Here is a 13,796-nt window from a genome sequence, read left to right on the forward strand (position 1 = left end):
TTACAGCTCGCCGTTTGTTGCACAACAACCCATCGGTAAACGGCAACAACCCTCCGCGGAATCTTAAGGAAATGCTCTCAAACTACAGCTTAATGTCGAAGTTGATCTCGGGGACAGCAGCTAGGTCGGCCAACGTCACGCCGTCGACGTACTTTTCGATCACGTCGTCCAGCCCGCGCCAGAACTTAACGGTCGAGCAAAGGTCGCTGCGAGTACAGCTGTTGTCGATGCCGTCGCACGCCACCGGAGCCGTGCTGCCCTCGACGGCACGCAGGATGTCGCCGGCGCGCACCTCGGCCGGGTCCTTAGCCATCATGTAGCCGCCGCCCTTACCGCGTACGCTCTTAAGCAGGCCCGCCTTCATAAGCGGACGAACCAGCTGCTCCAAATACTTTTGTGAGATATGCTCGCGGTCGGCGACCTCGCGCAGAGCAATCTTGCCCTCGGCGTCACCAAGCGCTGCGATATAGATCATCAGTCGGAGGGCATAGCGGCCCTTAGAAGAAATGAGCATACCTACCCTCCCGTTGTTCCTGGAACAAAACCACCAAGGGCATTTGTCCCAAATCTTATGCACGCGGGGCAAACAAACCTGATTATTATGTCCCACATCTAAAAAGTCGAGTGGATTAGTCGGGTTTTCCCTTGACTAACGCCGAACCCATAGTAACTTTATTCCGAGAAGATTCCTAGGGTTTAGTACACCTATGAGTACACCATATACAGAGAGGGACAGCATGAGCGCAAATCCGCTGCTTTCCATCGAAGGTCTCACCGCCTCCGTGGACGAGAAGACCATCCTCCACAACGTCAACCTCAACGTCGCCGCCGGCGAGACCCACGTGCTGATGGGACCCAACGGCGCCGGCAAGTCCACCCTCGGCCACCTGGTCATGGGCGACCCCGTCTATACCGTCAACGACGGCCGCATCGTCTTTGACGGCCAGGACATCACCGATCTCACCACCGACAAGCGTTCCCGCGCCGGCCTGTTCCTGAGCTTCCAGGCCCCGGTCGAGATCCCCGGCGTGCCGCTGTCGAGCTTTTTGCGCGCCAGCATCGCCGGCCGCCCCGGCCTGGAGATGAAGGGCAAGGAGTTCCGCCGTCGCGTCAAGGAGCTCGCGGCCGAGCTCAACATGGACACCGCCTATCTCAACCGTGAGCTGGGCGTGGGCTTCTCGGGCGGCGAGAAAAAGAAGGTCGAGATGCTCCAGCTTCTGCTGCTGCAGCCCAAGCTCGCCATCCTGGACGAGACTGACTCCGGCCTGGACGTCGATGCCCTGTCCACCGTCAGCCACGGCATGGACGCCTACCGCAAGAGCTGCGACGGCTCCATGCTCATCATCACGCACAACACGCGCATCCTGGAACACCTGGATGTCGACCGCGTCCACGTTATGGTCAAGGGCCACATCGTGCGCGAGGACGACGCCTCGCTCATCCCCTGGATCGACAAGAACGGCTTTGAGACCTTCGAGCGCGAGGCCGCCGAGCAGCGCGCCCAGGCCGAGGCCGCCGCTGCCGAGCAGCAGGCGTAAAGGGGCGACGCAATGACCAAGAACCGCACCGAGGTCGCGGACATCGACCGCAGCCTCTACGACTTCACTTATGGCGAGGAGGGATTCGAGCGCCTCGATGCCGGCATCACGCCCGACATAGTGCGCGAGATCAGCGCCAAGAAGGACGAGCCGCAATGGATGCTCGACCTGCGCTTAAAGTCCCTCGATATTTTCAATCGCTTCCCCGACCCGACGTGGGGTCCCTCCATCGAGGGCCTGGACATGGACAACATCGTCACCTACGTCAAGCCCAACACCGACCAAAAGCACGACTGGGAGTCGGTGCCCGACGACATCAAGAGCACCTTTGAGCGCTTGGGCATCCCCGAGGCCGAGCGTAGCTACCTGGCGGGCGTCGGCGCGCAGTACGACTCCGAGCTCGTCTACCACAACATGCAGGACACGGCGTCCAAGATGGGCATCGTCTACTCCGGCATCGAGGAGGCCCTGCACGACCCGCAGTGGGAGCCGCTCATCCACGAGAAGTTTATGACGCTCATCCCGCCCACCGACCACAAGTTTGCGGCCCTGCACGGTGCCGTGTGGTCGGGTGGCTCGTTTGTCTACGTGCCCAAGGGCACCAAGCTCGATTTTCCGCTGCAGAGCTACTTCCGCCTCAACGCCAAGGGCGCTGGCCAGTTTGAGCACACACTCATCATCGTCGAGGACGATGCCGACCTGCACTTTATTGAGGGCTGCTCCGCGCCCAAGTACAACGTGGCCAACCTCCACGCCGGCGCTGTCGAGCTGTTTGTGGGCAAACGCGCGCATCTGCGCTACTCGACTATCGAGAACTGGTCCAAGAACATGTACAACCTCAACACCAAGCGTGCACGCGTGGACGAGGACGGCGACATCGAGTGGATCAGCGGCTCCTTCGGCAGCCACGTGGGCTACCTCTACCCCATGAGTGTGCTCAACGGCCGCCGCGCTCGCTCGAGCTTTACCGGCATCACCTTTGCCGGTGCCGGCCAGAACCTCGATACCGGCTGCAAGGTCGTGCTCAACGCGCCCGACACCTCGGCAACCGTCGAGACCAAGGGCATCTCCAAGAGCGGCGGCATCCAGACCTTCCGCAGCTCCATTGTGGCCACGCCCAAGGCCGAAGGCTCCAAGGCAACCGTGAGCTGCCAGTCGCTGATGCTCGATGACCAGAGCCGCTCCGACACCATCCCCGCCATGGACATCCGCGCCAAGAACGTCGACATCGGCCACGAGGCCACCATCGGCCGCATCGGCGACAACAAGGTGTTCTACCTGATGAGCCGCGGCATCTCGGAGGAAGAGGCCCGTACCATGATCGTCAACGGCTTTGCCAACCCGGTCTCCAAGGAGCTGCCGCTTGAGTATGCCGTCGAGATGAACAACCTGATCAAGCTCGAGATGGAAGGAGCGATCGGATAATGAAACAGACCACGAACACCGCTGCTACCACGCTCGAGCAGGTTAATGCGATGCCGGCCGCCACTTGGGGTTGGCTCAAGATGAACCAGACCAAGCTTGAGCTTTCGGACGAGCTTGCCGCCGCTCCCGCCGAGACCGTTAAGGTTAAGGGCTTGGACGAGCAATTTGCTGGCGTGGCAGACGCGTTCGACGCCGCCATGGACGCCATGGCCGAGCGCTTCCCCGAGCGCCGCGCCTCCGCGCCCGGCGATGCCGCCGACCGCGCCCGCATCACGCCCGAGACCGAGCTCGACGTGCCCGCCACCTCCGTCTACCAGGCCGGTGCCATTAAGCTGGAGGAGGAGCTCTCCCCCGCTGAGGCCTTCGAGACTGGCATGGGCGAGGCTGCCTACACCTACCTGGCCGACCACGCCACCAAGCGCGTCGTCATCGATGTGCCCGCATACAAGCACGCCACGGTTACCGTGCGTGTGAGCGGTGTCGATGCCGCCGCGGCCATCGCCGCCATCGACGTCGTCGTCCGTCCCCAGTCGACGCTCGACCTGCAGATCGCCCTGGACTCCCCCGTTGCCGGCGAGGGCGTCGTGGGATCCGTGCTGCGCGTGTGCGCCCACGAGTACGCCACCGTCAACGTGGCCTGCACGCAGACGCTCGACGATAGCTGGATCGCACTCGACGATACCGGCCTGTTCCTGGACGAGGGCGCGCGCGTCAACGTGCAACACACCGTCCTGGGTGCCGGCGCCAGCGCCACCGGCCTTGCCGGCGACCTGCTGGGCGATACCGCCAAGGTCACCATCGATACTGACTACCTTGGCGCCCGTGAGCAGGTGCGCGACTTTAACTACGAGCTGCGCCACCGCGGTCGCAAGACCGAGTGCGAGATCGACGCCAACGGCGTGCTGACCGGCACGTCCAAGAAGGTCTACCGTGGCACCATCGACCTCGTGCACGGCTGCAAGGGTGCAACCGGCACCGAGCGCGAGACGGTGCTTTTGGCCAACAAGGGCGTCGACAACAAGACCATTCCCGTCATTCTCTGCGACGAGGACGACGTCGCCGGCAACCACGGCGCCACCATCGGTCACGTCCGCGACGAGCAGCTGTTCTACCTCGCCTGCCGCGGTCTTGACCAAAACGCCGCCGAGGACCTGTTCATCCGCGCCAAGCTGGAGGACGCCGCGCTTTCCGCCACCGACGAGCGCACCCGCGCCGGCATCGTCCGCCTGGGCAACAACCTGATCGACAACTTTGAAGAGGAGCTCGCATGATCGACACCGAGCACGTTAAATGCGACACCTGTACCGCACCGGAGCCTATGGAGCTCGACGCCAGCGACGAGGCCTCGCGCGGCTGGCCTACCGTCGACATCGAGACCAATCCCTACAAGGCGCAATTCCCGCTTTTCCAGCAGCACCCCGAGATCGCCTTCCTCGATAGCGCCGCCACCGCGCAGCGCCCCGCCTGCGTGCTTGACGCCGAACGCGACTTCTACCAGCGCATGAACGCCAACCCCCTGCGCGGCCTGTACTCGCTGTCCGTCGAGGCAACCGACGCCATCGCGAAGGTCCGCCAGCAGATCGCCGACCTCATCGGCGCCTCACAGGCCAACGAGGTCGTCTTCACCCGCAACACGAGCGAGTCGCTCAACCTGGTCGCCAAGAGCTTTGCGCCCACAGTGCTCAAACCGGGCGACGAGGTCGTCATCACCATCATGGAGCACCACTCCAACCTGATTCCGTGGCAGCAGGTCTGCCGCGAGACCGGCGCCAAGCTCGTCTACCTCTACCCCACCAAGACCGGCCAGCTCACCACCGAGGAGGTTCTTGCCAAGGTGGGTCCCAAGACCAAAATTCTGGCCGTGGGTCAGGTTTCTAACGTGCTGGGCGTCGAGAACCCGGTCAAGAACCTCGGCAAACTCGTGCACAAGTACGGCGGCTACCTGGTCGTCGACGGTGCGCAGTCGCTGCCGCACATGCCGGTCGATGTGGCCGACCTGGGCGCCGACTTCTTTGCCTTTAGCGCGCACAAGGCCATGGGTCCCATGGGCATCGGCGTGCTGTGGGGCAAAATGGACCTGCTCAACGCCATGCCGCCCATGCTCACCGGCGGCGAGATGATCGACTCGGTCACCGAGCAAGACGCCGTCTGGGCGCCCGTTCCCGAGAAATTCGAGGCCGGCACGCAGGACGCCGCCGGCATCTTCGCCACGGGCGCCGCCCTTGATTACCTGGTCAACACGGTGGGCTACGAGAACATCCAGGCCCGCGAGCAGGCACTCGTCCACTATCTGATGGGCGAACTCATGCAGCTCGACTTTGTCCAGATCATCGGCTCCATCTATTGGGACAACCACCACGGCGTTGTGAGCTTTAACGTCAAGGGCATCCATCCGCACGACGTCGCGAGCATCATGGACATGGACGGCGTCTGCATCCGCGCCGGCCACCACTGCGCGCAGCCGCTGCTTACCTGGCTGGGTGTCGAAAACCTTGCTTGCTGCCGCGCCAGCGTGGCCTTCTACAACGACAAGGCCGACATCGACAAGTTCATCGCCGGCCTGCATCACGTTTGGAGCACGTTCAATGGGTAATCTGTACACCTCCACCACATTTATGGAGCACAACTCGCACCCCGACTATAAGTACGAGATGGATGCTCCCACGCACGAGCACGACGGCATCAACCCCAGCTGCGGCGACGAGCTCACCTTACAGCTGCGCGTCGAGAACGATGTAATCGAGGAAGCCTCGTTTACCGGGCACGGCTGCGCCATAAGCCAGGCCAGCGCCGACATCATGGCCGACCTCATCACCGGCGAGACCGTCGAGGAAGCTCGCCGCCTAGCAGAGCTCTTCCTCGCCATGATCCGCGGCGAGAAGCTCTCCGAGGAGGACCTGGAAGACCTGGACGAAGCCGCCCAGCTCCAGGACATCTCGCACATGCCCGCCCGCGTCAAGTGCGCCGAACTCGCCTGGCGCACCCTCGACGGCATGCTCGAGGGGCAAACAAACCAGTAGCTTATGCCCCGAATCCAAGGTTTTTGATTGCCGAGCCGCCCGATACGGGCGGCTCTGTTTTTCCTAATGAGCGCCGGACGCACGAAGTCCGCGCGTCCGGCGCTCCGTCTGTCATTTACCACACAGCAGACGCGAACACGGGCGTTTTCCACAGCACCAAAGGCCTGCGGCAGGGCCCCGGACCCGCCAAGCAATGCGCCAAGCCCCGTTCTGCTGAGCTCCGACTCGCTTCGCGCCTGCCGCAGAAGGGTCCCATAGGATGCTGCGTGCATTTTTGCGAGTATTCAGCACGCCAAGCTGTGTGCATACGCATCGGAAGCGTTAATCAACGTCTCCAGGCGCATAAATATTGTGTTTTAGACCAGACATCGCGGTCTGACGGGACGCAGGCACATACTCCGGGGGTGCAACGGCAGGGATCAATAGCTTAGGGGCCCGTGTGTTGCAAGATTGTGGCAGTGCCGACAGCACCACGATGCTGAAAACTCCGTTTTTTGCACGGCGCAGACGGGGGTAGGCACGGGCAAACCCGGACTGAGCTGTTATTTTATGCAAGATGACGATTGTTCTATGCATATTAAGAAGTGCAGTTACCGTACCAAGCTTTTGAACGCTGGTTGCGGCGTATGGACGACCCCAGCTGCGGTGAACAGGCGACCCTACATCACGTTTCCGCCAGCCCGCATCGCCGTTCGCGCGCGGGCGCGCACGATACGAGAGACGGTACTTTTGCCAATCCCGGTATACCGCTCAATCTGACGCACTGTAAAGCCGGCATTGTTCAATCCAACAATAACGGTATCGCGCTGCGCCGGCGGTACAGTTTTAACCCCGTTGAGCGGAACCCCTAGCTCCTTCGCCAACTTGTTGGCAAAGGCGTGGCGTTCCCACTCCGTCTCTTTCATATCGCGCAGCGCCGGTTCGCCGCTGTCGGGCGTCGAAAGCGAATAGGCAGCAAAGGCCTCGGCAGAACCAAAAAGCTCAAGCACGCAAGAAGGATCGGAAAATCCCCTCGTGGCATCTGCCGCATCACTGTCGTAAGCGCGCAGATGCTCCGCAAAGCTGCTCCAGGGGTAACGCTCGATTAGGCTCATGCCCGCCTCCTGCGGATCGGCGTGAACGGAGCGAATAGCCTCCATCACCTGCCAGTCGGTATCGAGCGAGCGCCGGTCAAAACGGTTCTGGAACAGATGCCCTGTGCGCCCCGTGCGTTTATTGAACCGCCGCGCGTACGTCAAAAGCAGCCGGTGCATCGCCGCGCTCATCGCGTCCTCGTAATCTGCAAGCACCAGACGCACGTGATTGCCCATAAGGCACCAGGCGATAACCGTCACGCCCGCCTTGCGGCAGCACTCACGCATCAGCTCCAAGAACTCCCACCGGTCTTCATCGCCCTCAAAGATGAGCTGCTTGCCCGTACCGCGGGCACAGACATGGTAAAAGCCGGTAACCGTTCTCCAAACGCGCTGCATGGCGCTCCCTTCGCCGGGATCTGCTTGCCATCCAATACAGCACGATTGAAGCGTGCCATTAAAACATTCACGCAAAACAATTCGCTCGCGCGGCCAAAGGCAGTAAACAGGCGGCGAACGGCACCGTTGCAACAGGTCAACCCCCGCAACGCTTACAAGAGCTGCCCAAAAGCTTGCCAAAGACGGACCCCCTCTACGGAAGTTCGCGACCACAGAACATAGAGTTAAACCGTTTCAATTAAAACTTCCGGACTTCTCGCTACGAAAACTGAGCCGTTCGCCGAATATTCCGTGCATTTCGCGGTATTATAGGGGCTGCATGTCATGTCCCTTTCGAAGGGTCGCCCGGCAATCGCCAGCCACGGCCCCCAGACGGGACGCCAACACGATAGAGAGGAGAGGCATGCAGTACTCACAGGAAGTGGAGAACATGTGCCCCGTTGCCAAGGGTGCATACCACGGCCCCGCACCCATCCCCGAGGAGGGCAAGTGGGTCCAGGCTAAGGAGATTTCCGACATCTCCGGTCTTACGCACGGTGTGGGTTGGTGCGCACCTCAGCAGGGCGCCTGCAAGCTCACGCTGAACGTCAAGGACGGCATCATCGAGGAGGCCCTCGTTGAGACCATCGGCTGCTCGGGCATGACCCACTCTGCCGCCATGGCTTCCGAGATCCTTCCCGGTAAGACCATCCTCGAGGCCCTCAACACCGACCTCGTCTGCGACGCCATCAACGTTGCTATGCGCGAGATCTTCCTGCAGATCGTTTACGGCCGCAGCCAGACCGCGTTCTCCGAGGGCGGCCTGCCCGTGGGCGCCTCCCTCGACGACCTCGGCAAGGGCCTTCGCTCTCAGGTCGGCACCATGTTCGGCACCAAGGCCAAGGGCGCTCGTTACCTCGAGCTCGCTCAGGGCTACGTCACCCGCATGGCTCTCAACGACAAGAACGAGATCATCGCATTCGAGTTCCTGAACCTCGGCAAGTTCACCGACGCCGTCAAGGCCGGCAAGACCCCCGAGGAGGCCATCGCTGGCGCTATGGGCCACTATGGTCAGTGGGAGAACGCTGCCAAGTACATCGACCCGCGCACCGACGAGGAGACTCACTCCGTCGCCAGCGTGTTCCCGGTTCACGAGTAGAAAGGGAGGGAAATAACTATGACTGTTACGTTCGAAGGTTACGAGCGCCGCGCTGACAAGATCAACAAGTGCCTCGCCGACAACGGCATCGCCTCCCTCGAGGAAGCTCTGCAGATCTGCACCGACAAGGGCTTCAACCCGCGTGAGATCGTCAACAACACCCAGTCCATCGCCTTCCAGAACGCCGAGTGGGCCTACACCCTCGGTTGCGCTCTCGCTGTCAAGCGTGGCGCCAAGTCCGCTTCTGAGGCTGCCGCCATCATCGGCGAGGGCATCCAGGCCTTCACCGTCCCCGGCTCCGTCGCCGAGGACCGCAAGGTCGGTCTGGGCCACGGCAACCTGGGCGCTATGCTGCTCTCCGACGACACCGAGTGCTTCGCTTTCCTGGCAGGTCACGAGTCCTTCGCTGCCGCTGAGGGTGCTATCGGCCTGGCTCTGAACGCCAACAAGGCTCGCAAGAAGCCGCTGCGCGTCATCCTCAACGGTCTGGGCAAGGACGCTGCTCAGATCATCGCCCGCATCAACGGCTTCACCTACGTGAAGACCCAGTTCGACTACTTCACGGGCGAGCTCAAGGTCGTCGAGACCATCCCATACTCCGATGGTCCCCGCGCCGCCGTCAACTGCTACGGCGCCGACGACGTCCGCGAGGGCGTTGCCATCATGTGGCACGAGAACGTCGACATCTCGATCACCGGTAACTCCACCAACCCCACGCGCTTCCAGCACCCCGTCGCTGGCACCTACAAGAAGGAGCGCCTCGAGGCTGGCAAGAAGTACTTCTCCGTCGCTTCTGGTGGCGGCACTGGCCGTACCCTGCACCCGGACAACATGGGCGCCGGCCCTGCCTCTTACGGCATGACCGACACCATGGGCCGTATGCACTCCGACGCCCAGTTCGCCGGTTCTTCCTCCGTGCCTGCGCACGTCGACATGATGGGTCTCATCGGCATGGGTAACAACCCCATGGTCGGTGCCACCGTCGCCTGCGCTGTCGCCGTCGAGGAGGCCCTCAAGGCCTAATCGCGCCCGTGCGATGCTCATATAGCTGAGCTTTGGAGCCGCTACCCACCCGGGTAGCGGCTCTTTTTGTTTGCCCCGTCCCAAATTGGTTACTCTTATTAGAAGGTCCGATATATCAGTTGCGGTGAAATACGGACTGAATTGCATCCATACAGGCCAAAACAGTCCATATTCCACCGCAACTTACCAAATTAGCCGACCGAAGTGACCGAGTCCACCTGACGCCCACCTGCCATATTTGCCCTTTACCGATTTGCCGAGTCTTTGCGGCCCCATTGCCGATCACCCGTGCGACAATGCGCCGGACGAGAAAGGAATCCGATGGAATCGACTGATGTACTGGTAATTGGAGCTGGCATTGCGGGCCTTTGCGCCGCCATCGAAGCGGCACGCACGGGTGCAACCGTCACTGTGGCAAGCGCCGGCAAGACCATGAGTGGATCGAGCTTCTTCCCGGGTACCTGGGGCCTCGGCCTCATCGGTCCCGTCGACGAAGACGACGAGCAGGACCTCATCGACACCATCCAGACCGTCGGCGGCGGCGTTGCCGACCCCGAACTCGTCCAAACGTTCGTCCACGGCATTCGCCAAGCGATTGACTGGCTCGAGCAAGACCTGGGCGTTGAGCTCCAGCGTCCGCAAAGCGCCAAGAGTGCTCAACAAAAGCAGTTTATCCCCTGCTTTGACCACAAGACGCGCATGTGGCGCGGCCTCACCCGCAAGCCCCTTGAGGACGCTCTGACGACCTGGATCGAGTCGCTCGGCATTCGCCTGCTCCCCCGCCATGAGCTTATCGACCTTGTTGAGGACACGAACGGCAGAATAACCGGAACCGTACTCTACGACCTTACCGAAAATCGAATCGTGCCCTTTGCTGCCAAGGCCACGATCATCGCAGCCGGTGGCACAGGCGGCCTGTTCGAGCGCAGCCTTACGTCGGCTGATGTGCTCAGCTCCTCGCAGGCCATCGCACTGGCGCACGGCGCAACACTTACTAATATAGAGTTCATGCAGATGATGCCTGGCTTCATCGAGCCCAGGCGTAACTTGGTCTTCAACGAGAAAACCTGGCGCTACGTGCATGTAGACCAGCCGGTAGATATTGCCGACGACAAGCTGGACGACCTGCTCGAGCAGCGCTCTGGATATGGTCCCTTCACGTCACGCTTGGCCTCCCGCGCTATCGATCTCGTCATCGATCAGGCAGGTGCCGAAGGCCTGGCACTCCACTACGACTTCCCCCGCGAGGATGTCCCAGAGTTTGTGCAGACCTTTGCCACCTGGCTGCAAGACGAGCACGGCATCGCGCCGACCGACGAGATGCGCGTTGCGATGTATGCCCACGCCGCTAACGGCGGCATCAAGATCGATAAGACCGCGCACACGGGCGTTGAGGGCCTCTACGCTTGCGGCGAGGCGACAGGCGGCATGCACGGCGCCGACCGCATTGGTGGCTTGTCAAGCGCCAACGGCATCGTATTCGGACGTATCGCGGGCGCATCGGCAGCCCTCACAGCGCAGAAAGAGCCTGAGGCGGCCCTGAAGGCGGATATCACCCTCCCCCAGTACGGCATTGCCACAACAGATGCCGAACGCCTGACACACAGCCTTAGGCACACGATGAGCACCTTTTGCATGATCAACAGGACCGAAACAGGCCTATCCGAGGCCCTGCAACAGCTTGAAAGCCTGCAAGACAAGGCCATGGCGCTGAGCAAGCCGCATACCGATGACAGCGAGATTGCAGCCCTCGCCCGCCTACAGTCGCAGATTCGACTAGCACAGGAAATGGTCAAAGCCATGCGCAAGCGAACTGAAAGCTTAGGTTCGCACTATCGAGCAGACTAAATCGATTCTCACTTTGAGTTTGATCACAACTTCTCAACATGCATCGAGCCCCGTAAGCATGATTCCCCTAAGGAGAACACGCCTACGGGGCTTTAGCCGTGTTTCCCTAAGGGAATCACGGTGCAGATTACTCAGCTCCGCGCCCTTTCGGGTTCGACCCCATTCGTGGTCAACAAAAAACGACCAGCCTGAGCCAGTCGCTTTAACAATCTTTGGGTGGGCCGTCAGGGGGTCAGCCTGCTGCGCAGGCGGTCGCTGCGGCGCTTCGCGCCTTGCGCGCTGCGCTGGCAAATGCTTACGCATTTCCTCAGCTCCGCACCCCGACGGGTTCGACCCCATGTGAGGTTAACAAAAAAAGCGACCAGTCTAAGCCAGTCGCTTTAACATGCTTTGGGTGGGCCGTCAGGGGGTCGAACCCTGGACCTTGGGATTAAGAGTCCCCTGCTCTACCAACTGAGCTAACGACCCAAAGCTAAAGTCCGTTGTGGCGGACTTTAGAGTAGATATCGTGTGGTGGGTCGTCAGGGGGTCGAACCCTGGACCTTGGGATTAAGAGTCCCCTGCTCTACCAACTGAGCTAACGACCCGATATCAACACGAAGCAAGAACTGGGGTGGGTAAAGGGACTCGAACCCTCGACCTACGGGACCACAACCCGTCGCTCTAGCCAACTGAGCTACACCCACCGTGTCCTGTGCGCTTCGCGCTCGACTATTATTGCAAGGAACGCCACGCGATGCAAGCCCCAATTTTCAAGAATTTTGAAAAGAGTTTTTCGAGCCTTGATTCTCATTTTCATTGCAACAGCCTCAGGACTCAGCGCAACGCGTTGCGCTGAGTCCTGAGGCGCGAATCCGGGTAGGCAACCCCAGAGGGGCCGGAATCCCCCGGCCCGCGATGGAGGGAGGCCGGCATGTCCAGACCCAAGCCGTCCGGAAGGTCGTACGGGAGGCTCACGAGGCACGAGAGGAACACGGTCGAGAGGATGCTCGACCGCAACCGCAGCGCCCGCGAGATCGCCGCGGAGCTCGGCAGGTCGCCATCGACCGTGACCAGGGAGGTGGCGGCGCACCGCTACGTCACCGCGCCGCGCTCGCGCTACGGCGAGCCCGCGCCCGCGGACCTGTCGGGGGCCTGCCCCAGGCTCTCCGCGTGGCCGAGGTGCTGCAACGGCTGCTCGCACAGGAGGGGCTACGGCTGCTCGAGGAGGCCCAGGGTGTTCTACAGCGCAAGGAGGGCGCAGGAGGCGGCCGACGCCGAGCTCTCGGCGAGCAGGTCCGGGATCGACGAGACCGAGGAGGGCGCCGCCGCCAAGCTCGCGGCCATCAGGGACGGGCTCGCGCGCGGGCTCTCCCCGCAGCAGATAGCGGCGACGACCCCCGGGCTCAGCGCCTCCACCGTCTACAGGTGGGTGGACGCCGGCTACGACGGCATGACGAACATGGAGCTCAGGCGCAAGGTCGGCTACAGGCCGAGGTCGCGCCGGGCCCCGGGGAGGGCGACGTCCCACTCGCCGCGCAGGTCGCACGCGTCGTTCCTCGCGCTCGGCGAGGACGCCTGCGCCGCGGCCTGGGAGATGGACACCGTCGAGGGCCCCAGGGGCGACTCCGCCAGGCTCCTCACGCTCCTGCACCGCCCGAGCCGCTTCCAGCTGGCCCTGCCGCTGCCGGACGGCACGTGCGCCTCGGTCCTGGCGGCGCTCTCCTCCCTGCGCGGGGTCCTCGGCGAGGACGGCGCGAGGCGCGCCTTCGGCGCCGTGCTCACCGACAACGGGAGCGAGTTCGCCGACGAGGGCGCCATCGCGGCGCTGTTCGGCGAGCGGGACGGCGAGACCAGGCTCTTCTACTGCGACCCCCGGCAGAGCCAGCAGAAGGGCGCGTGCGAGAAGAACCACGTGGAGATCAGGAAGCTGCTGCCCAAGGGCGCAGGGGCCAGGTTCGACCGGCTGACGGCGGCGGACTGCGCGCTGCTCATGTCGCAGGTGAACTCCGAGCCGAGGGGGGCGCTCGGGTTCCTGACGCCGGCGCGCGTGCTGCGGATGGCCCTCGGGGAGGACGCCTCCGCCCTCATGGACGCGTTCGGGATAGAGGAGCTGGCGCCCGGCGAGCTCGACCTCACGCCCGGCTGCATCGACAGGGCCAGGGCCGCGAGGGGCGAGGGGCCGCTGGCGGGATAGGCGGCGGGCCGGGACATGGGCCGGAGGGCCCGTTGCGCTGAGTCCGGAACGGCTGCGCGGCGGGCTGGCGGAGCATGCGGCGGCGGCACGGGGACGCCGGCCTCCACAGCCTCTCCACCTGCGGAAACGAGGCGACGACCAGGTGCCGGGGGCTAT

At 62.5% G+C, this 13,796-nt stretch carries 11 protein-coding genes and 3 tRNA genes; 9 read left to right on the plus strand and 5 right to left on the minus strand.

All coding sequences use genetic code 11. From position 1 onward, the window contains the following. Nucleotides 1-82: 82 nt before the first annotated feature. A complete protein-coding gene (locus ACGHEN_RS06770) occupies nt 83-514 on the minus strand; it encodes an Rrf2 family transcriptional regulator (protein ID WP_055310594.1) in 432 nt (143 codons plus the stop codon). 223 nt (nt 515-737) lie between these two features. Here ACGHEN_RS06770 and sufC point away from each other — a divergent pair, with 223 nt between their 5' ends. Genes sufC through sufU form a run of 5 tightly spaced genes read left to right on the plus strand, consistent with a single transcriptional unit; the run spans nt 738 to nt 5,983 of the window. Beyond that, nucleotides 738-1,538: a Fe-S cluster assembly ATPase SufC gene (gene sufC, locus ACGHEN_RS06775; protein WP_117735618.1), complete on the plus strand. Its 801-nt coding sequence runs from the start codon at nt 738-740 to the stop codon at nt 1,536-1,538. 12 nt (nt 1,539-1,550) lie between these two features. Beyond that, the gene (gene sufB, locus ACGHEN_RS06780; RefSeq protein WP_390398315.1) at nt 1,551-2,963 is read left to right on the plus strand and encodes a Fe-S cluster assembly protein SufB; all 1,413 of its coding nucleotides are present in this window, start codon (nt 1,551-1,553) and stop codon (nt 2,961-2,963) included. Continuing rightward, entirely contained in the window at nt 2,963-4,234 is a 1,272-nt protein-coding gene (locus ACGHEN_RS06785; protein ID WP_390398316.1) for a SufD family Fe-S cluster assembly protein, read from the plus strand. Before sufB ends, ACGHEN_RS06785 begins: the two co-directional genes overlap by 1 nt. Then, nucleotides 4,231-5,556: an aminotransferase class V-fold PLP-dependent enzyme gene (locus tag ACGHEN_RS06790; protein ID WP_215673611.1), complete on the plus strand. Its 1,326-nt coding sequence runs from the start codon at nt 4,231-4,233 to the stop codon at nt 5,554-5,556. The genes ACGHEN_RS06785 and ACGHEN_RS06790 overlap by 4 nt, the downstream gene beginning before the upstream one ends. After that, nucleotides 5,549-5,983 (plus strand): Fe-S cluster assembly sulfur transfer protein SufU, encoded by a 435-nt coding sequence (sufU, locus tag ACGHEN_RS06795; protein WP_390398318.1) that lies wholly within the window; start codon nt 5,549-5,551, stop codon nt 5,981-5,983. Before ACGHEN_RS06790 ends, sufU begins: the two co-directional genes overlap by 8 nt. Before the next feature lie 659 nt (nt 5,984-6,642). On the opposite strand, the gene ACGHEN_RS06800 is transcribed toward sufU, so the two are convergent. Beyond that, on the minus strand, nt 6,643-7,455 hold the full coding sequence (locus ACGHEN_RS06800; RefSeq protein ID WP_035138656.1) for a transposase: 813 nt from the start codon (nt 7,453-7,455) through the stop codon (nt 6,643-6,645). Between the two features lie 403 nt (nt 7,456-7,858). On the opposite strand from ACGHEN_RS06800, the gene ACGHEN_RS06805 reads away from it, so the two are divergent. The 3 genes from ACGHEN_RS06805 (at nt 7,859) to ACGHEN_RS06815 (ending at nt 11,464) form a co-directional block, all read left to right on the plus strand. After that, nucleotides 7,859-8,593 (plus strand): iron-sulfur cluster assembly scaffold protein, encoded by a 735-nt coding sequence (locus ACGHEN_RS06805; RefSeq protein ID WP_006235554.1) that lies wholly within the window; start codon nt 7,859-7,861, stop codon nt 8,591-8,593. A gap of 18 nt (nt 8,594-8,611) precedes the next feature. Continuing rightward, nucleotides 8,612-9,616: a GGGtGRT protein gene (locus ACGHEN_RS06810; protein WP_006235553.1), complete on the plus strand. Its 1,005-nt coding sequence runs from the start codon at nt 8,612-8,614 to the stop codon at nt 9,614-9,616. Between the two features lie 321 nt (nt 9,617-9,937). Then, the gene (locus ACGHEN_RS06815; protein ID WP_390398320.1) at nt 9,938-11,464 is read left to right on the plus strand and encodes an FAD-dependent oxidoreductase; all 1,527 of its coding nucleotides are present in this window, start codon (nt 9,938-9,940) and stop codon (nt 11,462-11,464) included. 395 nt (nt 11,465-11,859) lie between these two features. Here ACGHEN_RS06815 and ACGHEN_RS06820 read toward each other — a convergent pair. The 3 genes from ACGHEN_RS06820 to ACGHEN_RS06830 all read right to left on the minus strand — a co-directional run bounded on the left by ACGHEN_RS06820 (nt 11,860) and on the right by ACGHEN_RS06830 (nt 12,150). Further along, nucleotides 11,860-11,932, minus strand: a tRNA-Lys gene (locus ACGHEN_RS06820). A 43-nt stretch (nt 11,933-11,975) separates the two neighbouring features. Further along, nucleotides 11,976-12,051 (minus strand) — tRNA-Lys (locus ACGHEN_RS06825). Between the two features lie 22 nt (nt 12,052-12,073). Continuing rightward, nucleotides 12,074-12,150 (minus strand) — tRNA-His (locus ACGHEN_RS06830). A 227-nt stretch (nt 12,151-12,377) separates the two neighbouring features. Between ACGHEN_RS06830 and ACGHEN_RS06835 the strand changes: the two genes are divergently transcribed. Further along, a complete protein-coding gene (locus tag ACGHEN_RS06835) occupies nt 12,378-13,640 on the plus strand; it encodes an IS30 family transposase (protein ID WP_390397345.1) in 1,263 nt (420 codons plus the stop codon). The last annotated feature ends 156 nt before the right edge of the window (nt 13,641-13,796 follow it).

The sequence above is a fragment of the Collinsella sp. i06-0019-1H4 genome, assembly GCF_042849575.1.
Classification (GTDB): domain Bacteria; phylum Actinomycetota; class Coriobacteriia; order Coriobacteriales; family Coriobacteriaceae; genus Collinsella.

Bases quoted from the DNA above. Each gene is read 5' to 3' on its own strand.
- ACGHEN_RS06835 (WP_390397345.1), top strand. From the start codon at position 12,378: ATGTCCAGACCCAAGCCGTCCGGAAGGTCGTACGGGAGGCTCACGAGG.
- ACGHEN_RS06815 (WP_390398320.1), top strand. From the start codon at position 9,938: ATGGAATCGACTGATGTACTGGTAATTGGAGCTGGCATTGCGGGCCTT.
- ACGHEN_RS06770 (WP_055310594.1), bottom strand. From the start codon at position 514: ATGCTCATTTCTTCTAAGGGCCGCTATGCCCTCCGACTGATGATCTAT.
- ACGHEN_RS06810 (WP_006235553.1), top strand. From the start codon at position 8,612: ATGACTGTTACGTTCGAAGGTTACGAGCGCCGCGCTGACAAGATCAAC.
- sufC (WP_117735618.1), top strand. From the start codon at position 738: ATGAGCGCAAATCCGCTGCTTTCCATCGAAGGTCTCACCGCCTCCGTG.
- sufB (WP_390398315.1), top strand. From the start codon at position 1,551: ATGACCAAGAACCGCACCGAGGTCGCGGACATCGACCGCAGCCTCTAC.
- ACGHEN_RS06790 (WP_215673611.1), top strand. From the start codon at position 4,231: ATGATCGACACCGAGCACGTTAAATGCGACACCTGTACCGCACCGGAG.
- sufU (WP_390398318.1), top strand. From the start codon at position 5,549: ATGGGTAATCTGTACACCTCCACCACATTTATGGAGCACAACTCGCAC.
- ACGHEN_RS06785 (WP_390398316.1), top strand. From the start codon at position 2,963: ATGAAACAGACCACGAACACCGCTGCTACCACGCTCGAGCAGGTTAAT.
- ACGHEN_RS06805 (WP_006235554.1), top strand. From the start codon at position 7,859: ATGCAGTACTCACAGGAAGTGGAGAACATGTGCCCCGTTGCCAAGGGT.
- ACGHEN_RS06800 (WP_035138656.1), bottom strand. From the start codon at position 7,455: ATGCAGCGCGTTTGGAGAACGGTTACCGGCTTTTACCATGTCTGTGCC.